Annotated in this window: 23 protein-coding genes and 1 pseudogene; 18 read left to right on the forward strand and 6 right to left on the reverse strand. The window is 65.7% G+C overall.

The features are described from left to right. Together VKI00_RS29740 and truB are read left to right on the forward strand one after the other, a co-directional pair. Positions 1–145: pseudogene (locus VKI00_RS29740) on the forward strand (4'-phosphopantetheinyl transferase); the annotation flags it as partial. Next, entirely contained in the window at positions 142–1,020 is an 879-nt protein-coding gene (truB, locus tag VKI00_RS29745; protein ID WP_324444635.1) for a tRNA pseudouridine(55) synthase TruB, read from the forward strand. The pseudogene VKI00_RS29740 and the gene truB, both read left to right, overlap by 4 nt. Here truB and VKI00_RS29750 read toward each other — a convergent pair whose 3' ends face one another. After that, complete coding sequence (locus tag VKI00_RS29750; protein WP_324444637.1) at positions 1,021–1,758, reverse strand: MerR family transcriptional regulator; 738 nt, start codon at positions 1,756–1,758, stop codon at positions 1,021–1,023. 100 nt (positions 1,759–1,858) lie between these two features. Here VKI00_RS29750 and VKI00_RS29755 point away from each other — a divergent pair, with 100 nt between their 5' ends. From VKI00_RS29755 to VKI00_RS29765, 3 genes are all read left to right on the forward strand, one after another. Beyond that, complete coding sequence (locus tag VKI00_RS29755; protein WP_324444639.1) at positions 1,859–3,178, forward strand: cytochrome P450; 1,320 nt, start codon at positions 1,859–1,861, stop codon at positions 3,176–3,178. Then, on the forward strand, positions 3,175–4,665 hold the full coding sequence (locus tag VKI00_RS29760; protein ID WP_414687333.1) for a flavin-containing monooxygenase: 1,491 nt from the start codon (positions 3,175–3,177) through the stop codon (positions 4,663–4,665). The genes VKI00_RS29755 and VKI00_RS29760 overlap by 4 nt, the downstream gene beginning before the upstream one ends. 63 nt (positions 4,666–4,728) lie before the next feature. Next, entirely contained in the window at positions 4,729–5,418 is a 690-nt protein-coding gene (locus VKI00_RS29765; protein WP_324444642.1) for a TetR/AcrR family transcriptional regulator, read from the forward strand. Here VKI00_RS29765 and VKI00_RS29770 read toward each other — a convergent pair. Further along, complete coding sequence (locus tag VKI00_RS29770; RefSeq protein WP_324444644.1) at positions 5,360–5,644, reverse strand: GlsB/YeaQ/YmgE family stress response membrane protein; 285 nt, start codon at positions 5,642–5,644, stop codon at positions 5,360–5,362. The two genes, VKI00_RS29765 and VKI00_RS29770, sit on opposite strands and share 59 nt — an antisense overlap. An 83-nt stretch (positions 5,645–5,727) precedes the next feature. Here VKI00_RS29770 and VKI00_RS29775 point away from each other — a divergent pair, with 83 nt between their 5' ends. Beyond that, positions 5,728–5,922, forward strand: coding sequence for a hypothetical protein (locus VKI00_RS29775; RefSeq protein WP_324444646.1), 195 nt, complete (start codon positions 5,728–5,730; stop codon positions 5,920–5,922). On the opposite strand, the gene VKI00_RS29780 is transcribed toward VKI00_RS29775, so the two are convergent. Continuing rightward, positions 5,911–7,530 carry a PE-PPE domain-containing protein gene (locus tag VKI00_RS29780; protein WP_324444648.1) on the reverse strand — a complete coding sequence of 540 codons (1,620 nt, stop codon included), beginning with the start codon at positions 7,528–7,530 and terminating at the stop codon, positions 5,911–5,913. The two genes, VKI00_RS29775 and VKI00_RS29780, sit on opposite strands and share 12 nt — an antisense overlap. A 138-nt stretch (positions 7,531–7,668) precedes the next feature. Between VKI00_RS29780 and VKI00_RS29785 the strand changes: the two genes are divergently transcribed. The 7 genes from VKI00_RS29785 to VKI00_RS29815 are packed head-to-tail and all read left to right on the forward strand — an operon-like array spanning position 7,669 to position 13,503. Then, positions 7,669–8,859: a lipid-transfer protein gene (locus tag VKI00_RS29785; protein ID WP_324444649.1), complete on the forward strand. Its 1,191-nt coding sequence runs from the start codon at positions 7,669–7,671 to the stop codon at positions 8,857–8,859. A gap of 41 nt (positions 8,860–8,900) precedes the next feature. Next, positions 8,901–9,341 (forward strand): type II toxin-antitoxin system Rv0910 family toxin, encoded by a 441-nt coding sequence (locus VKI00_RS29790; protein ID WP_324444651.1) that lies wholly within the window; start codon positions 8,901–8,903, stop codon positions 9,339–9,341. A 2-nt stretch (positions 9,342–9,343) separates the two neighbouring features. Further along, positions 9,344–10,204 (forward strand): MaoC/PaaZ C-terminal domain-containing protein, encoded by an 861-nt coding sequence (locus tag VKI00_RS29795; RefSeq protein ID WP_324444653.1) that lies wholly within the window; start codon positions 9,344–9,346, stop codon positions 10,202–10,204. A gap of 18 nt (positions 10,205–10,222) precedes the next feature. Beyond that, complete coding sequence (locus tag VKI00_RS29800) at positions 10,223–11,092, forward strand: SDR family oxidoreductase (protein WP_324444655.1); 870 nt, start codon at positions 10,223–10,225, stop codon at positions 11,090–11,092. A gap of 13 nt (positions 11,093–11,105) precedes the next feature. After that, positions 11,106–12,353 (forward strand): acyl-CoA dehydrogenase family protein, encoded by a 1,248-nt coding sequence (locus tag VKI00_RS29805; protein WP_324444657.1) that lies wholly within the window; start codon positions 11,106–11,108, stop codon positions 12,351–12,353. Further along, a complete protein-coding gene (locus VKI00_RS29810) occupies positions 12,350–13,315 on the forward strand; it encodes an alpha/beta hydrolase (RefSeq protein WP_324444660.1) in 966 nt (321 codons plus the stop codon). Before VKI00_RS29805 ends, VKI00_RS29810 begins: the two co-directional genes overlap by 4 nt. Then, positions 13,312–13,503: a hypothetical protein gene (locus VKI00_RS29815; RefSeq protein WP_324444662.1), complete on the forward strand. Its 192-nt coding sequence runs from the start codon at positions 13,312–13,314 to the stop codon at positions 13,501–13,503. The genes VKI00_RS29810 and VKI00_RS29815 overlap by 4 nt, the downstream gene beginning before the upstream one ends. A gap of 3 nt (positions 13,504–13,506) precedes the next feature. Here the strand turns inward: VKI00_RS29815 and mntR are convergent, their stop codons facing one another. Next, entirely contained in the window at positions 13,507–14,199 is a 693-nt protein-coding gene (gene mntR / locus VKI00_RS29820) for a manganese-binding transcriptional regulator MntR (RefSeq protein ID WP_324444690.1), read from the reverse strand. A gap of 91 nt (positions 14,200–14,290) precedes the next feature. Between mntR and VKI00_RS29825 the strand changes: the two genes are divergently transcribed. The 5 genes from VKI00_RS29825 (at position 14,291) to VKI00_RS29845 (ending at position 20,660) form a co-directional block, all read left to right on the forward strand. Next, positions 14,291–15,265, forward strand: a complete 975-nt coding sequence (locus VKI00_RS29825; protein ID WP_324444664.1) for a bifunctional riboflavin kinase/FAD synthetase — start codon at positions 14,291–14,293, stop codon at positions 15,263–15,265. A 179-nt stretch (positions 15,266–15,444) separates the two neighbouring features. After that, on the forward strand, positions 15,445–15,714 hold the full coding sequence (gene rpsO, locus VKI00_RS29830; RefSeq protein ID WP_085196319.1) for a 30S ribosomal protein S15: 270 nt from the start codon (positions 15,445–15,447) through the stop codon (positions 15,712–15,714). A gap of 295 nt (positions 15,715–16,009) precedes the next feature. Beyond that, positions 16,010–18,301, forward strand: coding sequence for a polyribonucleotide nucleotidyltransferase (locus VKI00_RS29835; protein WP_324444668.1), 2,292 nt, complete (start codon positions 16,010–16,012; stop codon positions 18,299–18,301). Continuing rightward, a complete protein-coding gene (locus tag VKI00_RS29840) occupies positions 18,279–19,631 on the forward strand; it encodes a pitrilysin family protein (protein WP_324444670.1) in 1,353 nt (450 codons plus the stop codon). The genes VKI00_RS29835 and VKI00_RS29840 overlap by 23 nt, the downstream gene beginning before the upstream one ends. Positions 19,632–19,637: 6 nt before the next feature. After that, complete coding sequence (locus VKI00_RS29845) at positions 19,638–20,660, forward strand: nitronate monooxygenase (RefSeq protein ID WP_324444672.1); 1,023 nt, start codon at positions 19,638–19,640, stop codon at positions 20,658–20,660. A 60-nt stretch (positions 20,661–20,720) separates the two neighbouring features. Here VKI00_RS29845 and VKI00_RS29850 read toward each other — a convergent pair whose 3' ends face one another. Next, a complete protein-coding gene (locus VKI00_RS29850; protein WP_324444674.1) occupies positions 20,721–22,157 on the reverse strand; it encodes an amidase in 1,437 nt (478 codons plus the stop codon). A gap of 19 nt (positions 22,158–22,176) precedes the next feature. Next, complete coding sequence (gene ald, locus VKI00_RS29855; protein ID WP_324444676.1) at positions 22,177–23,292, reverse strand: alanine dehydrogenase; 1,116 nt, start codon at positions 23,290–23,292, stop codon at positions 22,177–22,179. Between the last annotated feature and the right edge of the window lie 31 nt (positions 23,293–23,323).

Raw genomic sequence — 23,323 nt, forward strand, 5'->3', positions numbered from 1 at the left:
CGGCATCGACGACTCGGGCACCGGCGGCACTTTCGAATCGGTGATCCTGATCGACGGCGCCACGCTGTCGGGTCCGCCGCTGATGTCACTGACCGGACGTTGGTCGGTCGAACGGGAATTGGTGCTGACAGCGATCGTCCTATGAACGCGGGCGTCGTCATCGTCGACAAACCGGCCGGCATGACGAGCCACGACGTGGTCGGGCGCTGTCGACGGATTTTCGGCACCCGCCGGGTAGGCCATGCCGGAACCCTGGATCCGATGGCAACCGGTGTGCTGGTGATCGGAGTCGACCGCGCAACCAAGATCCTGGGGTTGCTGACCGGCGCCTCGAAGTCTTATGCGGCCACCATCCGCCTGGGCCAAGCGACGTCCACCGAGGACGCTGAAGGTGAACTGCTGCAAGAGGTCTCGGCGGAGCACCTGACCCAGGCGGCCGTTTCCGCTGCGATCGGCGGATTGCGTGGCGACATCATGCAGGTGCCGTCGACGGTCAGCGCGGTCAAGGTCGGCGGCCAGCGAGCCTACCGTCTGGCCCGCGAGGGACACAGCGTTGAACTGGCCGCCCGGCCGGTGCACATCGACCGGTTCGAGATGCTGGCCCTGCAGCGCCACGGCCCGCTGATCGATCTCGACGTCGCGGTGGACTGTTCGTCCGGGACTTACATCCGCGCGCTGGCCCGCGATCTCGGCGACGCGCTGGCGGTCGGCGGTCACCTGACCGCGCTGCGGCGCACCCGGGTCGGCCGGTTCGGTTTGGAGCAGGCACGCTCACTGGACGAGCTGGCCGAGCGGCCACGGCTGAGCTTCAGCCTCGACGAGGCTTGCCTGCAGTTGTTTCCGAGCCGCGACCTCACCGCCGAGGAGGCCGACGCGGCGGCCAATGGCCGGGCGCTCGTGCCGGCCGGCATCGACGGCGTCTACGCCGCGCAGGACGCCGACGGCCGGGTCATCGCGCTGCTCCGCGACGACGGCCCGAAGACGAAGTCAGTCGTCGTAATCCGCCCGGCCACACTGTAATCAGGACCGCTCGTGCGTCGGTTTAATGCCCTCCAGCGCCCGCTCGGCCTGGTCGACCTCGCTTAACATCACCGACGCCGCGGCGTCGTCGAACGCGGTCTGCTGAAGATGAGTCAGCAGAGCGCTCACCAGTCGGCGGCCTCGCCCCGCATTGTCGGCAAGCGAAGCCCAGTCCGGCGCGGCGAACTTCGACGACACGAACGGCTCCCACACGTCCTCGGCGTAGGCACGCAGGATCACGTCGGCGATCGAACGCTGATGCTCGCGGACGTCGACCAGCGTGGCAACTAGCCGCTCCAGCGAAACACCCACACCGGTAATGCCTTCGATCAAATCCAACGCCTCCGCGTCGCGCACCGACACTGGGTCGCCGGCGGCATCGGCGATCAGGCCGAGCTTGGCCAGGTGCGCCGCGGCGCCGGCGCCGAGTCGGTGATCGAGTTCTTTGCGGCTGACGGTGATTGGGCCTGCGGTGCTGAACGGGGCGAGCACTTCGGCCGCCAAGTGCCGGATGTCGTTCTCGTCGCCGGTGCCGGTGTCGATCATTCGCCGGATCAGGTCGAGCGGGAAGCCTTCGGAGTGCAGCTGCTGCACCCGCCTGATCCGCGCGACATGCTCGTCGGAGTAGATGCCGACGCGTCCGCGGCGGGTGGGCGGCGGCAGCAAACCCTGGCGTTGCCACTCCCGGATATTGCGCGAGGACATGGAAACGCGCTGGGCAAGCTGGTCGATCGTCATCTCCATATGCCGCCTATCTTAACGCCATTGTCTGTTACAGAAATAATTGTTACGGTCACGCTTGCACAGGTGATCGGATCCGCGGGCGGATGGAGGAACCGTGACTCTCAGACACGACATGCGGTTGGCAACCTCGGTGGCCAGGCCGATGGCAGACAGTCTCTACGTCAACATCACCACCGATCTGGGCGCGAAGCTCAAGCGCCGGGAATATCCCGGCATCCACGAGACGTCCTTCGACCCGTTCGATCCGGTGACCGCCGCCAACCCCTACCCGGGATACGCCGAATTGCTGGCCGGTCCGCGGGTCCGATACAACCGCAAACGCAACATCTTCATCCTGAGCCGGTATGACGACGTGCGCGCCGCGGCCCGCAACGACGCGATCCTGACCAACGCCGAAGGGGTGACGCGGTCCCGGGTCGAAATCCCGGTAATGCTCAACATGGATCCGCCGCGGCACACCGAATTACGGCGCAAGGTGCAGCCCGCGTTCGCGCGCGGGGTGCTCAGCGGGTGGCAGGAGACGGTCGATCGGCTGGCGAGCGAACTGGTCTCCGAACTACTGGCCAACCCGGGTTCCGATGTCGTGCAACGGCTCGCGGTGCCGCTGCCGATGCGAATGATCGCGCACATCTTGGGGATTCCGCCGGAGGACGAGGAGTTTTTCCGGTACTGGTCCAACGAGGCCGTCCGAGTGGCCAACATCCAAATGACGGCGAAGGGTTTGTGGCAGATGGTGCCCACCCTCAACGGCGTGCGCCATCTTCATTCGTACTTCTGCAGCCGTATCGAAACCGGTGAGCTGTTGGCGCGCGACACACTGCTGGGTCATCTGGTGGCGACCGCGGGGGACGGCGAGATCAGCCGCGACGAACTGTTCTACTTCGCGTTGCTGCTATTGCTGGCCGGCAACGAGACCACCACCAACCTGCTGAGCACCATGTTCTTGACGTTGTGGGAGAACCCCGATCAGTTCGAGCTGATCCGGCAGGATCCCGACGCGCTGGTGGGCAGCGCGATCGAGGAACAGCTGCGCTTCTCGTCGCCGATTCAGGGTTTTTACCGCACGGCGAAGACCGCCTACCGGGTGGGAGAGGCAACGATTCCGGCCGGCGCGCGGGTGGCGCTGCTGTGGGGTGCGGCCAACCGTGACCCGCGGCAGTTCGACAATCCGGACGCATTCGTTGCCGCGCGCAATCCCTCCCATGTCGCGTTCGGCTCGGGTATTCACCTGTGCCTGGGCGCGAGTCTGGCGCGGATGGAGAGCAGGGCGGTGCTGCGCGAACTCGTGCAGCGCGTGCAGCGCATCGACGTGATCGGCACGCCGGAGTGGACGACGAACAGCTCGCTGCGGGGTCTGGCACGAATGCGGTTGGGGCTGAGCCCATTTAAGAGCCCGACACAGGCGCTCACCTGATGCGTCGCTCGCCGAGGATCGTCATCGTTGGCGCCGGGATGTCCGGCCTGTGCCAGGCGATCCTGCTCGACCGCGCGGGATTCACCGATGTCAACATCCTGGAGAAGGACGACCGCCCCGGCGGAACCTGGCGGGACAACCGCTATCCGGGACTGACCTGCGACGTGCCGTCGCATCTGTACCAATACTCGTTCGACTTGAATCCGTCGTGGAGCCGGCTCTTTTCGCCTGGCCCGGAGATCCAGGACTACTTCGTGGACTCGGCGCGCCGGCACAACATCGAGCGAATGATCCGGTACCACACCGAGGTTGTTGACGCCCACCACAACGGGCTGCGCTGGCGGCTGACCACGAACGACGGCGAGAATCTGGACGCCGACTTCGTGGTCTTGGCGACTGGTTTCTTACACCGACCCAGGGTGCCGGACATCGCGGGCATGAGCGACTTCGCCGGCCAGCTGGTGCATTCCGCGCGGTGGAGCGATGACATCTCCGTTGCGGGCAAGCGGATCGCCGTCGTCGGCAACGGCTCCACCGGTGTGCAGCTGATATCGGCGGTGGCCGGGGTGGCCGCGCACGCCACCCTCTTTCAGCGCACACCGCAATGGGTTGCCCGTATGCCCAACCCGTCGATACCACCGGCCGCTCGCGCGTTGCTGAGCCGAAGCCGGCTACTGAACAGGGCAGTGCTGCGTACCGAATACAAGACGTTCGAGATCTTCAGTGTCGGACTCACGCAGCCCGGTCTGCGACGACGGGTGGTCAACCGGGTGTGCGAGCGCAACCTCGCGTCGGTTGCCGATCCGGCGTTGCGCGCCAAGCTGACTCCCGACTATCGGCCCGGGTGCAAGCGGTTGGTTATTCATCCCGACTTCTACGCTAAGGTGCAGCGTCCCGACGTGAGCCTGGAGACGGCGGCAATCGACCGGTTCGAGAAGCGTGGTATCCGGACCGTGGACGGCAGGCTGCACGCGGCCGACATCGTCGTAATGGCAACGGGTTTCAACGCACACGATTATGTGCGTCCCGCGACGGTCCGCACCCACGACGGCCACACCCTCAGCAACGCATGGTCAGCGGGTCCTCGTGCCTACAAGAGCGTTGCGATCCAGGGCATGCCAAATCTGTTCATGCTCCTTGGCCCGCATTCCCCGATCGGGAATTTCTCGCTGGTGCAGGTCGCCGAGACGCAGGCGGCGTACGTGCTGAAGTGGATAACCCGATGGGCTGCGGGGGAGTACGACACACTCCGCCCTACCGCCGCCGCCATCGACGCGTACTTGGAACACATTCGGCGCGGGTTGCCCGGCACGGTGTGGACGACCGGTTGCAGCAGCTGGTACCTGGGTACCGACGGACTGCCCGAACTCTGGCCGTATCACCCACACGAGTATCTGCGGCTGCTCAAAAAGCCCGATGACCACAGCTACGTCATGGAAAGCGGTGTCGTTGGACGCCGCGACTCAACTCTGCGACCGATGCGGTAGCATTACGTTCTCAGTTGAACGTATCTCTACTTCGATGGGCACCGGGAAGGTAGTGCGGTCGCGATGGCGGCGGAAGTCAACGGACGGCGGGTTCGACGCACCCAGGCGGAGCGCACTGCTGCCATGCGGACGCGTCTGCTGGACGCCACCATCGAGTGCCTGGTGACTTATGGCTACGCGGGAACCACCACGCCGCGAGTAGCCGAACTTGCCGGTGTCACCCGTGGCGCGCAGATCCACCACTTCGGGTCAAAGGAAGATCTGGTGGTCGCGGCTATCGAACACCTGGCTCAACAGCGTGCGCAGGGCGCGATCCGCGAACTCGGACGTGTCCAGAGCAGTCGCGATCCGGTGTCGGCAATGCTGGAATTCCTTTGGGAAGCGCACCAGGGCCCGATGTTCATTGCAACACTGGAACTTTGGGTCGCCGCCCGCACCGATCCGGTGCTGGCGCGGCAGATCGAGCGGGTAGAGCCCGTCGTCAATAGCACACTGATCGCCGCGATCGCCCAACTGCTGCCGGAGCACCCCGCCCAAAAGGAGCTCCGCAACGTTGTCTACACGGCGATGGACGCGCTGCGGGGAATCCTTGTTGCGAGCTTTTTCGACCGGGATTCACAGCGTGCGCGGCGCCGATGGGAGCGCGCGGGTGTGCATCTGCGGGCGATCGCTACCGCCGCGCTGTCGGAGCGAGTTACCGAAGCACCCCGTGCCGGGTACGGCGACCCCGTACCGCTTCCCAGATCGCAATGAGGACGATGGCAGCGCCGACTCCAATGAAGAACGGAATCCAGGCGATTCCACCATTGGCATTGTGGTATCCGAAGTAGCTGGCCACCCACGAGCCGATCAAGCCACCGAGGGCGCCGAGTGCAATCGTCATGACCATGCCGATGTCTTGTTTGCCCGGCATGACGAGACGCGCCACCAAACCAATGAGCGCGCCCACGACGATGGCGAGGACTATTGATCCGATCATCACAAACTCCTGTTCGTAACGGCGCCCGGAGTAGGCGCCATCTTCGACTGCGGTTACCCGCGACCGACGGGCTTATAACACACATGTTGGGCAGGTCAGCGGCGCTCGGTGATGTTGTAGCTCCGTGGATCCGTGCCGACCGCAACCGCGCTGCGGGAATCCTGATGGCCAGTTTCGTCGACCGGGACGCTGAGCGTGCGCGCCGCCGCTGGGACCGGGCTTGCGAGCATCTGCACGTGCCACTCGCCGAGGTGTTGCCGGTCAGCTCAGAGGCTTAACGGAACACCGGCGACGAGGTCCGCCAGTCCCAGTGCAGGAATGAGACCCGTAAATAGAGACAGGCTGATGACTGCCGGGGGAATGAGTTCGAGTTCTTGAACAAAGCCGTCAAAGTTATTGGCGACCAAATCCTGGAGCCCGGTAGCCCCGTAATGGACAGCATTGGTAAGAACATCACCAGGCACCTCAAGCTCAGTGGGTAGCACCTGCTCGAGGAGGTAGACGCCGTCCGCGAGCTGGACAGGAGCGCCGACGTTGCTCAACGTTTCTCGCAGCGAATCACCGATGCCGAACACGGCGGCTTGGATCGCCGGATCGATCTTGGCGTTGACCAGCTCAGAAAGCGATGTGTCGGCGGAACTGACCGCGTCGGAGACGGGGCTCAGCGCGTCAGCGAATTGGGCGGGAACGGTCACGCTGTTCAGGGCGTCCTGCAGGCCGCCACTGAAGGCTTGGATGGCCGGGTTGATCTCGCCGGCCAGGGCACCGAGTGAGGTTTCCAAGTCGGTGATGGGGCCGGTGATCTGCGTCGGCAGGTCCGGCAGCCCATTGTCGGTGAGCGCATTGTTTACCCCCTGTACGGTGCCTTGGACCAGGTCTTGGACCACCGTGATCGGATTGACGTCGGTGTGGAACAGTTCGGCCAGGGTGGGCACGTTTGCCGGCGCGATCCGGTCATAGCCCAACTCGATGAGGACGCGGAGATCCGGTTGGAGCAGGTCGGCCAGTGTCTGGCCCACCACCGGGATGCCCCGCACCGGGTCCAGCAGCGGCAGATTCTCGGTGGGAATCAGGTAGTAGTGGGTCATGGTGTCGCTCGCCGTCGTCGGCAACTCCTGAGCCAACGCGGCGATCTGCGGGGCCGAGAGAAACGGATACTCACCGTGCACATACGCGATGCCGGCAAAGGCGTTGAGGTCGGCCAGCAAATTGAGCGGGTATTGCGGGTAGTCGGCCCATCCGTCGTATTGGACTGTGTAGATGTCGGTCGGGTACACGTCGTCGGGGGTCGCGCCGGAGAACGACGCATCCAGGGAGGGAATGTAGGCGCCGTCGAAACGTTCCAGCAGGCCGCCGTCGGGATTGTTGCCGTCACCGATCATCACGAAGGCGAGCTGGTCCAAGGCCGGCCTTTCGCTGGTGGGCAAGGTAGCTAGCTGTTCCAGCTCCAGGGTGTCGACCGTCGCGCTCTGCGAGTAGCCGAACGCCACCACGTCGCCGGGGGCGGTCATGATCGCGTTGTTCAGAATCTCGGTGCCTTGCTGTAGCGAGGTGCCGAATGTCTCGCTGCCCAGTCCGGTGAACGGTCCAAGCTGGTCGGGTATCGGCAGGCCGACCGAGGTGTACCCGGAGAAGTGCGGGGTGATATAACCCTGGGCTTCCGCCATGTACCACGGAGCAGGTATAGACCACGGCGTGATGGACGTGACGCAGCACGGGTCGCTGCCGTTCATGATCAGCGCCTCGTTGTCCAGCAACGCCACTGCCGTCGTGACCGTGTGCGCCTTGAACGTGAACGGCGATGTCATCGTCGGTGTCAATGCCAGCAAGGCGGCACCGGCAATCGCCAGCGGCACACGTAGTGAACAGAAGTCACGCCGCGTCATTGAGTACCTCCTCGGGAGGGATGAGGGCGTGACCTACATCGTGCACCTCTCGCGGCGATTAGTAAAGATACAATCAGCCATGTATGTTATGACGGGAAGCGGTTGGCCGCTCGTCTCAACCTCGTCCAAAGGAGTGCGATGTCAAACAAGGTCTACGTCGTCGGTGTGGGGATGACGAAGTTCGAGAAGCCGGGTCGCCGCGAGGGGTGGGATTACACCGACATGGCCCGCGAGTCCGGGACCAAGGCCCTCGAGGATGCCGGCATCGACTACACCGAGGTCGAGCAGGGCTACGTCGGGTACGTCTACGGCGAGTCGACGTCGGGCCAGCGGGCCCTCTACGAGCTGGGCCTGACCGGGATCCCGATCGTCAACGTCAACAACAACTGCTCGACCGGGTCGACCGCGTTATACCTTGCTGCCCAGGCGATTCGCGGCGGGCTGGCCGGCTGCACGATCGCCCTCGGCTTCGAGAAGATGAAGCCCGGTTCGCTGGCGTCGACGTACGACGACCGTACCCAGCCGATGGACAAGCACATCATGGCGATGGCCGAGATCTCCGAGGTGCTCTTTCCTCCGGCGCCGTGGATGTTCGGTGCCGCCGGTCGTGAGCATATGAAGCAATACGGCACCACCGCAGAGCATTTCGCCAAGATCGGTTACAAGAATCACAAGCATTCGGTGAACAACCCGTATGCGCAGTTCCAGGATTCCTACACGCTCGACGACATCCTGGCGTCGCGGATGATCTACGACCCGCTGACCAAGCTGCAGTGTTCGCCGACGTCTGACGGATCAGGCGCGGCGATCCTGGCCTCCGAAGCGTTCGTCGACAAACACGGACTGGCCGGGCAGGCGGTGGAGATCGTCGGGCAGGCCATGACCACCGACTTCGCCAGCAGCTTCGACGGCACCTGCAAGGGCCTGATCGGCTACGACATGAATGTGCAGGCCGCCCAACGCGTTTATGAGCAGTCCGGGCTGGGGCCCGAGGAGTTCCAGGTGATCGAGTTGCATGACTGCTTCTCGGCCAACGAGCTGCTGCTCTACGAGGCGCTGGGGCTGTGCGCCGAGGGTGACGCGGCCAAGCTGATCGACAACGGCGACACCACCTACGGCGGACGGTGGGTGGTCAACCCCTCAGGCGGGCTGATTTCCAAGGGACACCCGCTCGGGGCCACCGGCCTGGCGCAGTGCGCCGAGCTGAACTGGCAACTGCGCGGCGCCGCCGACAAGCGACAGGTCGACAACGTGACCGCCGCACTGCAGCACAACATCGGACTGGGCGGCGCTGCAGTCATCACCGCATACCAGCGGGCCGAACGCTAAACAGCACCACCGGCTTGGCAAAAGAACCAGAAAGGATCACCGTGGGACACATCGAAGCCACCCGGGACCTGTCCGCCAGCCCGGAGGCGCTGTGGGGAACCGTCAGCGACCTCGCCAACTGGGACAAGTGGTTCACGGTCCACGAAAAGTGGTTGGAGGAGCCGCCGGCCACGCTCAGCGAAGGGTCGAAGCTGACCGCCAAGATCGTCATGCTGGGTATGGCCAATAAAATCGAGTGGACGATCGAATCGGTCGACGCGCCACGCAGGCTGGTGCTGTCGGGTACCGGAATGGCCGGCGTCAAGGCACAGTTCACCTTCACCATCGATCCGCTCGAAAGCGGCTCCAAATTCACCGTGTTCGGCGATTTCGAGGGCGCGCTGATCAAGGGCGCGTTGGGCAAGGCGGTGGAGAAGGACGGCGTCAAGCAACTCGACAAGACGCTCGATCAGCTCGACGCGCTGGCCTTGGCGTCGGCCTGAGCATGACGGAGCAGATGGAATTCGACGACACCGGGCTGAACCGCTGGACCGACGACCAGCGGTTCGAGGTCATCCGGGAGCGGCTCGCAGAGTATGCGGCGGCGACCAACGACCCGATCGAAGCGCACCGCAGTGGGGACATCGCGCCGCCGGTGTTCGCGATCGTCCCCGTTTTCGAGGCGTTGCTCATGCCGGCCATCGATGTGATGCCGATCGAGGCGATCCCCCGAGTCGTGCACGGCGAACAGGACTTCCACTTCCACCGGCCGATCCGCCCCGGAGACAAACTCGTCTCGCGCGGCAAGATGATCGGCTACCAGGGACTCGAGAAAGGTACCCGCGCCGCGATCGTGCTCGAATGTCGCACCGAGGACGGCGAACTGGTCAACGAGCAGTACGTCACCACGTTCGTGCGGGGCTTCAACGTCGGCAAGGCGGTCGGCGACCTGAGCCCTGACCACAAGTTCGACGACAAGCTGCGGGAGCGGGCGCCGGTAGCCAAGGTCGTGCAGCACATCGACAGCGACCAGACTTTCCGCTACGCGCCTGCCGCCGGGGATCCGATGCCGATCCATCTCGATGAGGAGGTGGCCAAAGACGCCGGTCTGCCCGGAATCATCGCCCACGGGTTGTGCACCATGGCGTTCACCTCGTGGGCGGTGCTTACCGAGCTGGCCGGCTCGGATGTGAACCGGCTCAAGCGGTTCGCGGTCCGATTCTCCAAACCGGTGTTGCCCGGCGACGATCTGGAAACCCGGATCTGGGACGTCAGCAGCGCCAACGGAACCACCAGCTACGCGTTCGAGACGGCCCGCGGTGACGACTTCGTCATCACCGACGGGCTGGCAGTAATAGCCGACTGATATCGAGGAGTCCTATCAATGGGTGCATTAGAAGGCCGCGTCGCGGTGATCACCGGCGCGGGCCGCGGCATCGGGCGCGAACACGCGCTGCTGTTCGCCAGGGAAGGCGCCAAGGTGGTCGTCAACGACCTCGGCGGCGACAACGCTGGCCAGGGTGCCGACAGCGGCCCGGCGCGCGACGTGGTCGATGAGATCACCGACGCTGGTGGGACCGCCGTTGCCAGCAGCGAGAATATTGCCACCTGGAGCGGCGCGGAAAGCGTTGTGTTACAAGCTATCGCCGAGTTCGGCCGGCTCGACGTCTTGGTGAACAACGCAGGCATCCTGCGGGACTCGTTCATCGCCGGCATGGAGGAATCGCAATGGGACGCGGTGATCGCCGTGCACCTGAAGGGCCACTTCGCGATGCTGCGGCACGCCGCGGCCTATTGGAAGGCGCAGTCGAAGGCCGGCGATCAACCCAACGCCGCGGTGATCAACACCGCGTCGGGCTCCGGGGTAACGCTGCCGAATGCCGGGCAAGCCAACTACGGTTCGGCCAAAGCGGGAATCGCGGCCATGACGCTGATCGCCGCCGAGGAGTTAGAGCGTTACGGCGTGCGGGTGAACGCGATCGCACCGATCGCGCGTACCCGGCTCACGCTGGCGACCCCCGGCATGGGATCGCTGATGGCCGAACCCGACGAGGGCGAGCTCGATCTGTTCAGTCCGGCCAACATCTCGCCGCTGGTGGCCTACCTGGCGACGGACAAGTGTCCGATCACCGGCAAGGTGTATGCGGTTCAGGGCGGGGCGATTTCGGCGCTTGCCGGCTGGCACGATACCGAGACCATCGAGACCGACGGTCCGTGGCAGATCGACGACATCGCCACGCGGCTGCCGCACTGATCAGGAGCAGATGATGTTCGAATGGTCTGACACCGACCTGATCATGCGGGATACGGTGCGCGAGTTCATCGACAAGGAAATCCGGTCGCAGCTCGACGTATTGGAAACCGGTGAGATTTCGCCATACCCGATCGCGCGCAAGCTGTTCAGTGAGTTCGGCCTCGACGTGCTGGCCGCCGAGGCGGTCAAGACGCTGCTGGACAAGGAGCGGGCCCGCAGCGCGGAGGCCACAGCCGAGACCGAGAAGCGATCATCGGGCGGATTGGGCGATCTGGGTGCTCAGGCGTCGATGGCGGCCGTGCTGGTGTCCGAACTCGCCGGGGTGAGCATCGGATTGCTCAGCACGATCGGTGTCAGCCTCGGCCTGGGTGCGGCGACGATCATGAGCCGCGGCACGCTCGCTCAGAAGGAGCGCTGGCTGCCGGAACTGATGACGCTGGAGAAGATCGCGGCGTGGGCGATCACCGAGCCCGACTCCGGGTCGGATGCCTTCGGAGGCATGAAGACATACGTCAAGCGGGATGGCGAGGACTACCTGCTCAACGGGCAGAAGACCTTCATCACCAACGGTCCGTATGCCGACGTGCTGATCGTCTACGCCAAACTCGACGATGGCTCCGTCGACCGGCGCAACCGACCGGTTCTGCCGTTCGTCCTCGATTCCGGCATGCCGGGGCTGACCCAGGGCAAGCCGTTCAAGAAGATGGGCATGATGTCGTCGCCGACCGGCGAATTGTTCTTCGACAACGTCCGGCTCACACCCGACCGGCTGCTCGGCGAGACCGAGCAGCACACCGGTGGCGACGGCCGCGAAAGCGCGCGGGCGAACTTCGCCGCCGAACGACTCGGCGTCGCGCTGATGTCGTTGGGAATCATCAACGAATGCCACCGCCTCTGCGTCGACTACGCGAAAACCCGTACCCTGTGGGGCAAGAACATCGGGCAGTTCCAGCTCATTCAGCTCAAGCTGGCCAAGATGGAAGTCGCCCGGATCAACGTGCAGAACATGGTATTTCAGACACTGGAGAAAATGCAGGCCGGCCGGGTGCCCTCGTTGGCCGAGGTGTCGGCGATCAAGCTGTACTCGTCCGAGGCCGCGACCGACGTCGCGATGGAGGCCGTGCAACTCTTCGGCGGTAACGGCTACATGGCCGAGTACCGGGTCGAACAGCTGGCCCGCGACGCCAAGTCGTTGATGATCTACGCCGGCAGCAATGAGGTCCAGGTGACCCACATCGCCAAGGGCCTGCTCGCCGGATGACCGCTCGGACGACGGCAAAAGCCCTGCGGCGGAGCGCGCTCGCCGCACTCGACTGGTTGACCTACGTTCCGATCTCGCGACTGACCCTCAACCTGATGTTCGACGTGCTGCTGTCGCAGCAGTGGCTGTTCGCCGGGTTACGGCCGGCCGCCGACTATCTGATTGCCCGCAGTACCCCGGTCGTTCCCAGTATTCGGGTTGAGCCGGTTTCCGCACCGGTGCGGGGGGAGTGGGTGTGGGCGCCGGAAGCCGACGACGGCGTCGGGGCGGTTCTGGTGTTGCACGGCAGCGGCTACCTGATCTGCTCGTCGCGCACCCATCGCGGGTTCGCCTCGCACCTTTCCAAATACTCCGGCATGCCGACTTTCGCTATCGATTACCGGCTGGCGCCCGAACACCCTTTTCCGGCAGCCGAGGACGACGCGTTCGCCGCATACCGTTGGCTCCTTGCGCAGGGCCACGATCCGGCGAAGATCGTCGTCGCCGGAGACTCGGCCGGCGGGCACTTGGCGGTGGCGCTTGCCTTGCGGCTCCGCAGCGAAGGGTTGCCCGCTCCGGCGGCGCTCGCCCTGTTCGGCCCGCTGATCGATCCGGCGTATCGGGCCAGCAGCGCCGACACGCGCATCCGTCGTCAGCCGCTCGATCCGCGTGCTGCCGCACGCGCTGTCGCGCTCTACGTCGGTGGCCATGACGCCGAGGATCCGCGGCTGTGTTTGTTAAATGCGGACCTGTCCGGTCTGCCGCCGATCCAGATACATTTCGGTACAAGGGAAGTCATGCGCGCCGACGCCGAGGCGTTCGCCGCGCAAGTGCTCGCGTCGGGCGGTTGCTGCGACGAGCAGGTGTGGCCGGGTCTGATGCACGGCTATTGGCTCTGGCCGCGAGACCAGGGATTGATCAGTCTCGAGACGGCGGGATTGTTTCTGCGTAACGCGGTTGCCGAAGCCGACACCGCGTCGTGAACCCTCGGCTGCCCATGCTCGCCAAGGCGCAGGACCGGCTTGGCGCAGCCGGAGTATTGGTCCGCCGCGGAATGGTCGACCCGGCGCGCCCAGACCAGGCCCTGCGGGTTTTCGTGGCCATGCGGCGCTACGGCGCCTTCGGCGGACTCACGCCCGGGCCACCCGGGGCGGCGACAACTAGAGCTTAGGCGCTACTGCGCCACCATCCAAATAGCCTGTGCGGCAGGACTTCCCAGGTCCACCGTGGTGGGCCCGCCGTCGGCCGATTCGACCGCTACCGAGATCATCCCGGCGAATTCCCGTCGGGTCAGCACCCGCAGCCGTGAGTCGAGGCTGATGCCGATGCTGTCGAAATAGCGCAGCATCTCGGGGTCTTTGTCGGATATCCGCGCCACCGTGCCGATGTCGCCGTCGACGCATGACCACAGCTGGCGTGCCGGTGGTGTGGGCACTTGGCCGTCGGAGCCCGGGATCGGATCGCCGTGCGGATCGCGTTGCGGGTAACCGAGCTTGGCGTCGATGCGCGCCACCAGCCGGTCGGACACCGCGTGCTCGAGCACCTCGGCCTCGTCGTGCACTTCGTCCCAGCCGTAACCGAGCTCCTTGACCAGGAAGGCTTCCAGGAGCCGGTGGCGGCGCACCATCGCCAGCGCCGCCCGACGCCCTGACTCGGTCAGCGTCACCGCGCCGTACTTCTCGTGATCGACGAGACCCTGCTCGGCGAGTTTGCGGATGGATTCCGAGGCGGTGCTGGCGGACACCCCGAGCTTCTCGGCCAGCATCTTGGTGCTGACCTTCTCCCGCGACCACTCCTGGGCGTTCCAGATGACTTTCAAATAGTCCTGGGCAACCGCGGTGAGCCCAGCGGGCTCCTCGGCAGGTATCTCAGGGCGCACAACGGAAGTTTAAGCAATCCTCACCTGATCTGGGGCTCTCGCACAATCAGCCGCTACCTTGCGCCGTAGGCTAGCGGTTGTGCAACGGTGGCGCGGCCAGGACGAGATACCCACGGACTGGGGCAGATGCGTGCTGACCATCGGAGTGTTCGACGGTTTGCACCGCGGGCACGCCGAGCTGATCGCGCATGCGGTGAAATCGGGTCGGGCGCGGGGAGTGCCGACCGTGCTGATGACGTTCGACCCACATCCGATGGAAGTGGTCCACCCCGGCAGTCACCCCGCCCAGTTGACGACGCTCACCCGACGTGCCGAACTGGCCGAGGAGTTCGGCATTGACGTGTTTTTGGTGATGCCGTTCACCACGACTTTCATGAAGCTCACGCCCGAGCGTTTCGTCCACGAATTGCTTGTCGAAAACCTGCATGTGGTGGAAGTCGTGGTGGGGGAGAACTTCACCTTCGGCAAAAAGGCCGCCGGCAACGTCGACACGCTGCGTCGCGCCGGCGAGCGGTTCGGGTTCGCGGTGGAATCGATGTCACTGGTCTCCGAGCACCACGACACCGAAACCGTGACGTTCTCGTCGACTTACATCCGGTCCTGTGTCGACGCCGGTGACGTGGTGGCGGCCGCCGAGGCGCTGGGCCGTCCGCACCGGGTCGAGGGCGTGGTAGTGCGCGGTGAGGGACGCGGTACCGACATGGGCTTCCCGACGGCCAACGTCGCACCGCCGATGTACTCGGCCATTCCGGCCGATGGCATCTACGCCGCGTGGTTCACCGTGCTGGGGCACGGACCGGTGACCGGCACGGTCGTGCCGGGAGAGCGATACCAGGCCGCGGTTTCGGTGGGCACCAATCCGACCTTCTCCGGACGCACCCGCACCGTCGAAGCATTTGTGCTCGACACCGCCGCCGACTTGTACGGACAGCATGTGGCGCTGGACTTCATCGCGCGTATCCGCGGGCAGAAGAAGTTCGGATCGGTCAAGGATCTCGTCGCCGCCATGGGCAAAGACACCGAGCGGGCCCGCACCGTGCTTTCTGCAGGCTGACCTGGGCTTGATTGGCCAGCTTCTCCTCGGGCCGCGTAGCGGCCCGCATCGTCGCTGACCTGCGGATTCAGGTTCGCCGAGCGCGCGCTGTTAGACTTCCCGACGACACGGCGCGTGCTGCAGTTCGCGGTGGCCGCAGCCTAGAGCGAAGATCGCGGACCGATTGATGGAGATATTTCGTGGCGCTGACTGCCGAGCAGAAAAAAGAAATCCTGGGCTCTTACGGCCTGCATGAGACCGACACCGGTTCCCCTGAGGCGCAGGTCGCACTGCTGACCAGGCGGATCGCCGACCTGACCGAGCACCTCAAGGTGCACAAGCACGACCACCACTCGCGGCGGGGTCTGCTGCTGCTGGTCGGACGTCGGCGCCGGCTGCTGAAGTACGTTGCCCAGATCGACGTCGAGCGCTACCGCTCGCTGATCGACCGGCTGGGCCTGCGTCGCTGACGCCGCTCCGCATCGCCGCCGGGCGTAGGAATCGCCAGGTCGGCGTGTAGAGTGAGGACGTTCTGGGCCGTATCGGCCCGAGCAGGTGCGGCGCGCGCGATCCGCGCGCACCGTCCCAGCGAGTCACACGGGACCTGCATCGCGCGGTCTTCGGTAGTGGCTGCCGGGCTCCCAAATCCGGGCAGGTCGGCAGCTTCGATCGACGGCCGTCGCCGCATCCAGGCTCTGGGACCTCCGGGTTTAGCGTGACCACGCAAAAAAGCTGAACAAATCCAGAGAGGCAATACGGACACCTATGTCTGTAGCTGAAATTGACGAGGGCGTGTTCGAGACAACCGCCGTCATCGACAACGGGAGCTTCGGCACCCGCACCATTCGTTTTGAGACCGGCCGGTTGGCTCTGCAAGCCGCCGGCGCCGTCGTCGCCTACCTCGACGACGAGACCATGCTGCTGTCGGCCACTACCGCCAGCAAGAACCCCAAAGAGCAGTTCGACTTCTTCCCGCTGACCGTCGACGTCGAGGAGCGGATGTATGCCGCGGGCCGCATCCCCGGCTCGTTCTTCCGCCGTGAGGGCCGGCCGTCGACCGACGCGATCCTGACCTGCCGGCTGATCGACCGCCCGCTGCGCCCATCGTTCGTCAACGGCCTGCGTAACGAGATCCAGGTCGTGGTGACGATCCTGAGCCTGGATCCCAACGAGTTCTACGACGCGGTGGCCATCAACGCCGCATCCGCTTCCACCCAGCTGGCCGGCCTGCCGTTCTCCGGTCCGGTCGGTGGTGTGCGGGTGGCGCTGATCGACGGCCAATGGGTGGCATTCCCGACGGTCGAGCAGGCCGAGCGGGCGGTGTTCGACATGGTGGTGGCCGGACGTGTGGTGTCCGGGAGCGGCGAGAACGCCGACGTTGCCATCATGATGGTCGAGGCCGAGGCCACCGACAAGGTCATCGAACTGATCGAAGGCGGTGCGCAGGCGCCCACGGAAAGCGTTGTGGCGCAAGGCCTGGAGGCCGCCAAGCCATTCATCGCCGCACTCTGCGCCGCCCAGCAGGAACTTGCCGACGCGGCCGCCAAGCCGACCGGCGATTACCCGGTGTTCCCCGATTACGGCGACGACGTGTACTACTCGGTGTCCTCGGTGGCCACCGACGAGCTGTCCGCCGCGCTGACGATCTCCGGCAAGGACGAGCGCAACACCCGCACCGACGAGATCAAGGCCCAGGTGCTTGAGCGGCTGGCCGACACCTACGCCGGTCGCGAGAAAGAGGTCGGGGCGGCATTCCGCGCGCTGACCAAGAAGCTGGTGCGACAGCGCATCCTGAGCGACCACTTCCGCATCGACGGCCGCGGTATCACCGACATCCGCGCGCTGTCCGCCGAAGTCGCGGTGGTGCCACGGGCGCACGGCAGCGCGCTCTTCGAGCGCGGCGAAACCCAGATCCTGGGTGTGACCACCCTCGACATGGTCAAGATGGCCCAGCAGATCGACTCGCTGGGGCCCGAAACCTCCAAGCGGTACATGCACCACTACAACTTCCCGCCGTTCTCCACCGGCGAGACCGGTCGCGTCGGCTCGCCGAAACGCCGCGAGATCGGCCACGGCGCGCTCGCCGAGCGCGCGCTGATCCCGGTGCTGCCCAGCGTCGAGGAATTCCCCTACGCCATCCGTCAGGTCTCGGAAGCGTTGGGCTCCAACGGTTCCACCTCGATGGGCTCGGTGTGCGCGTCGACGCTGGCGCTGCTGAACGCCGGCGTGCCGCTGAAGGCGCCGGTCGCCGGTATCGCGATGGGTCTGGTCTCCGACGACATAGAGGTTGACGGCGGCGGCACCGAGCGGCGCTTCGTCACCCTGACCGACATCCTGGGCGCCGAGGATGCTTTCGGCGACATGGACTTCAAATGCGCCGGCACCAAGGACTTCGTCACCGCGCTGCAGCTGGACACCAAACTCGACGGGATTCCGTCTCAGGTGCTGGCCGGTGCGCTCGAGCAGGCCAAAGACGCCCGGCTCACCATCTTGGAGGTGATGGCCGAGGCCATCGACGCACCCGACGAGATGAGCCCCTATGCGCCGCGGGTCACCACGATCAAGGTGCCGGTGGACAAGATCGGCGAGGTGATCGGCCCCAAGGGCAAGATCATCAACGCGATCACCGAGGAGACCGGCGCGCAGATCTCCATCGAGGACGACGGCACCGTGTTCGTCGGCGCCACCGATGGACCTTCGGCGCAGGCCGCGATCGACCGGATCAACGCGATCGCCAACCCCCAGCTGCCCAAGACCGGCGAGCGATTCCTCGGAACGGTGGTCAAGACCACCGACTTCGGTGCGTTCGTGTCGTTGCTGCCGGGCCGCGACGGGCTGGTGCACATCTCTAAACTCGGCAAGGGCAAACGGGTCGCGAAGGTCGAGGACGTGGTGAACGTCGGCGACAAGTTGCGCGTGGAAATCGCCGATATCGACAAGCGCGGCAAGATCTCGCTGGTGCTCGTGGACGAAGAAGCCGGAGAGTCCGGCGACGGTGACTCAGCCGCGCCCGCTCCGGAGACCGCGCCCGTCGATGCCGCGACGACCAGCAGTTAGCCCGGGGACGCAGCCGCTGCGACGTGGCCGGCACGGCGCCGAGCCGTCGTCGGCGTTCCGCCGCACCACCCTGCCCGGGGGATTGCGGGTCGTCACCGAATACCTGCCGGCGGTGCACTCCGCGTCGGTCGGGGTTTGGGTGGGCGTCGGATCGCGCGACGAGGGCGCGACCGTGGCCGGTGCCGCGCACTTCCTGGAGCACCTGCTTTTCAAGTCCACGCCGACGCGCACAGCTGTCGACATCGCGCAGGCGATGGATGCGGTTGGCGGTGAGCTGAACGCGTTCACCGCCAAGGAGCACACCTGCTACTACGCGCATGTGCTCGACAGCGATCTGGAGCTGGCCGTCGACCTGGTCGGCGACGTGGTGCTCAACGGGCGCTGCGCCACCGACGATGTCGAACTCGAGCGCGACGTTGTGCTCGAGGAGATCGCCATGCGCGACGACGACCCCGAAGACGCACTGGGCGACATGTTCCTGGCGGCACTGTTCGCTGACCACCCGGTGGGGCGTCCGGTAATCGGCAGTGTGCAATCGGTGTCGGCGATGACGCGCGCTCAACTGCATTCGTTTCACACACGGCGCTACACACCCGAGCGAATGGTCGTCGCCGTGGCCGGCAATGTCGACCATCATGACGTGGTGGCCTTGGTCCGCGAGCACTTCGGTCCGCGCTTAATCAGGGATCGGCGGCCGGTGCCGCCGCGTAAGGGCACCGGCCGGATCACCGGTCGCCCACGGTTGACCTTGGCCAACCGGAATGCCGAGCAGACCCACGTTTGTCTGGGAGTTCGCACGCCCGGTCGGCACTGGCAGCATCGCTGGGCGCTGTCGGTGCTCAACACCGCGCTCGGCGGTGGCTTGAGTTCCCGCCTGTTCCAACAGGTTCGGGAGTCTCGCGGGTTGGCGTACTCGGTTTACTCGTCGTTGGACATGTTCTCCGACAGCGGTGCGCTGTCGGTGTACGCCGCATGCCTGCCCGAGCGTTTCGGCGAAGTGGCGCGGGTGACCACCGAGGTGCTCGAGACGGTGGCACGCGACGGCATCACCGAGGCGGAGTGCCGGATCGCGAAGGGTTCGCTGCGCGGCGGGCTAGTGCTCGGCCTGGAGGACTCCAATTCGCGGATGAACCGCATCGGCCGCAGCGAACTCAACTACGCTGAGCACCGAAGTATCGACCGGACGCTGCAGGAGCTCGACGAGGTCACCGTGGACGAGGTTAACGCGACGGCCCGCCGCCTGCTGGGCAACCCGTACGGCGTGGCAGTTCTTGGCCCGCATCAGTCGAAAAGGTCTCTGCCGGGGCAGCTTCGGGCGATAGCAAGGTAGCGCGCCATGGTACTGGGGTTCTGGGATCTCGATGTGCCGATCGTGGGGGCGCCGATGGCGGGTGGCCCCGGTACCCCGGCGCTGGCGGCGGCCGTGTCGAATGCCGGCGGCTTCGGCTTCCTGGCCAGCGGCTACGTGACTGCGGAGCGTCTCGCGGACGACATCGCAGCCACCCGCGCCGCGACCACCGGCCCACTCGGCGTCAATCTGTTTGTGCCGCAACCCAGCGTCGCCGACGTCTATGCGCTGGACCACTACGCGGACGCGCTCGATGAGCTTGCCGAGCACTACGGGGTCGAGATCGGCTATCCCCGGTTCGGCGACGACGACGGCTTTCAGCAAAAGCTCGAGGTGGTGGCCGACCTCCGGCCCGAGATGGTGTCGTTCACCTTCGGTGCACCGTCACCAGATGTCTTGCGGTGGTTCGGCGCACTGGGAATGCTGCTCTTCATCACCGTGACGTCGGCCTACGAGGCCGGAGTGGCGCTGGCCGCCGGTGCGGACGGCCTGGTTGTCCAGGGCCCGAATGCCGGTGGGCACCGCGGCACCTTCGCGCCGGACATGGACCCTGGAACGGAGTCTCTGCACGAGTTGCTTGCGCGAATCCGCAGCGCCCACGATGTGCCGCTCATCGCAGCCGGCGGACTCGGCAGCACTGAGGATGTGGCCGCCGTAATGAACAGGGGAGCGGTGGCCGCCCAGATCGGCACCGGATTACTGCTGAGCGACGAAGCCGGCACCAACACCGCACACCGCGCCGCACTGCAGCATCCTGAGTTCGTCAAAACCGTTGTCACCCGGGCTTTCTCGGGCCGGTATGCGCGCGGTCTGGAGAACGACTTCACCCGGCTCTTCGACGACATAGCACCGCTGGGCTACCCCGAGGTCAACCAAATGACCTCGCCGATCCGGAAGGCCTCCGTCGCGTTGGAGGATCCGCACGGCACCAACCTATGGGCGGGAACGGCGTATCGGCAGGCTCGCACCGGGCCGGCGAAGGACATCGTCAAAACGCTCGGCGACGTCTAACGCACCGGTCAGATGCGCCGCTCCTCCTCATCGCTTCGCCCTGCGTCGTCGTCGGCGCGCTCACACGTCGGGCGTGCGCTGTGCCCACGGCTTGGCCATTTCCAGCTGGCTGGCCACCCGGAGTAGGACGTCCTCGCGGCCATACGCGGCCGCCAGCTGCACCCCGACCGGCAGCCCGGCCTCCGTCCACTCGACGGGCACGTTGATCGCGGGCTGGCCGCTCATGTTGAACTGCGGGGTGAACGGAATGAATTGGCCTGAGCGTTCCATGGCGTCCATCGGGTGAGCGGGGTTGTTGGCGATGGTGCCGAGCGGCAGCGGAAGCTCGGCCACCGTCGGCGTGAGCAACAGATCCCAGCCATCGGCCCACCAGGACTGCAGTGCGCGGCGGAAGTGGGTGATAGCCGCGAGCGCGAGCGCATAGTCGACGGCTTTGAGGTGCGTGGCGTACTCGGCCTGTATCCGGTTAGTGGGTTCGAATTCGTCCTCGGCGAGCGGCCGTCCGAGTTGTTCCTCGAACCGCCGGAGGCTGACGCCGATGTTCGTGCTCCATAGGGCGCCGAAGCGCAACATCAATGTGGTGTCCTCGAGCGCTGCCGGCCATGCTGGTTCGACCGTATGGCCGAACGATTCGAGCAACGTGGCAACCGACCGCGCGGCCGCAGTGCACTCAGGAGCGACGGCTCCGCCTTGCGGATGGTGGTCGAGCAGGCCGATGCGTAGCCGGCCCGGATCGGCACCAACCTCCCCGACATACGGGCGCAAGGGAGCGGGCGCGATGACGGTGTCGCCGATCCCGGGTCCCCAGACCGCGTCGAGCAGGGCTGCGGTGTCTCGCACCGTACGGCTCACGCAAAGCTCAACCGACAGCGCGGTTTCGTCGCGGATCGGACCCAGGCTGATCCGGCCCTGGCTGGGCTTCAGGCCAACGAGCCCGCAACACGACGCGGGAATTCGGATCGAGCCGCCGCCATCGCTGGCGTGCGCGAACGGGACCATGCCACTGGCGACCGCGGCGGCTGCGCCACCGCTGGATCCGCCCGGCGAACGACTGACGTCCCAGGGATTGTGAGTCGCGCCCCAAGCGAGCGGCTCGGTGGTCGGCACGCTTCCGAGTTCGGGACTGTTGGTCCGGCCGGCGATCACCAAACCGGCGTCACGGTAGCGGCTCACCAATGTGGTGTCGGCCTCCGAGATCACCTTCTCGTTTTTGAATGCGATGTTGCCGTTGCTGATCCGCTGACCGGCATAACCGGCGAACAGGTCCTTGATGAGGAACGGCACGCCACGGAACGGACCGTCCGGCAGCTCCGCCCGTGCTGTGTCCCGGGCGTGATCGAACCAGCGGATGACCACTGCGTTGAGCACCGGGTCGATGCGCTCGATGCGCTCGATCGCCGCTTCGAGCAACTCGAGCGGCGTCACGTCACCTTTTTTCACCAACGCGGCCTGGTCGACCGCATCCATCCAGCGGGTGTCATCGGCGAGTGAGGTCACGCGGCTTGTGTAGCACGAGTCAGGCCAGCACGTCCGCGGGTTCGGTGAATGGCAGCCCCAGGTCCGCGGCCACGCGCTGGGACAGCAGCGCTCCATCGTGCGTCGAAAGTCCTTTGACGAGTGCAGGGTTCGACCGGCAGGCCGCTTGCCAGCCGCGGTCGGCGAGCTCGATCACGTAGGGCATGGTCGCGTTGGTCAATGCGAAGGTCGACGTCTTCGGCGCCGAAGCGGGCATGTTCGCCACGCAGTAGAACAACGTGTCGTAGACGGCGAACGTCGGGTCGTCGTGCGTGGTCGGATGTGAGTCCTCGAAGCAGCCGCCTTGGTCGATGGCGATGTCGACCAGCACCGCGCCTGGTTTCATGTGCGCGACAAGCAAATTCGACACCAATTTGGGCGCCTTGGCACCCGGCAGCAGCACAGCGCCGATGACCAGGTCGGCGCGTTTCACGGCTTCGTCGAGCTCGAACGCGGTCGAGTAGCGGGTCTGCACCCGCCCGCCGAACGCGGTGTCGAGCTCGCGCAGCCTGTTGATGTTGACGTCGAGCACCGTGACCATTGCGCCCATCCCGTCGGCGACCCGGGCGGCGTTGCAGCCGGCGGTGCCGCCGCCGATCACGACGACTTTGGCCGGCTCGACGCCGGGCACGCCGCCCATCAGCACGCCGCGTCCGCCATGGGTGCGCATCAGGTGATAGGCACCGACCTGGGCCGACAGCCGCCCGGCGACCTCGCTCATGGGCGCCAGGAGGGGCAACGCGCCGTCGGCGGTCTGCACGGTCTCGTAGGCGATCGATGTGGTGGCCGATGCCAGCAGCGCGTCGGTGCAGGCCCGGGAGGCGGCCAAGTGCAGGTAGGTGAACAGGGTTTGCCCGCGCCGCATTCGGCCGTACTCGATAGGTTGCGGCTCCTTGACCTTGAGCACCAGATCGGCCTCGGCCCACGCTTCGTCCGCGGTGGCGACCAGTTGCGCGCCCGCGGCCTTGAAATCGCTGTCGGCGATTGCTGAGCCTTCGCCGGCGCCGGCCTGGATCACGACCTCGTGGCCGCGACGGGTCAGCTCCGCGACGCCGGACGGGGTGACGGCCACTCGGAACTCGTTGTTCTTGGTCTCGGTGGGGATTCCAACGTGCATGCCTCAATTGTGAAGAAACGTCGAAGATCAT

The organism is Mycobacterium sp. (genome assembly GCF_035314665.1).
Taxonomy (GTDB): Bacteria; Actinomycetota; Actinomycetes; order Mycobacteriales; family Mycobacteriaceae; genus Mycobacterium.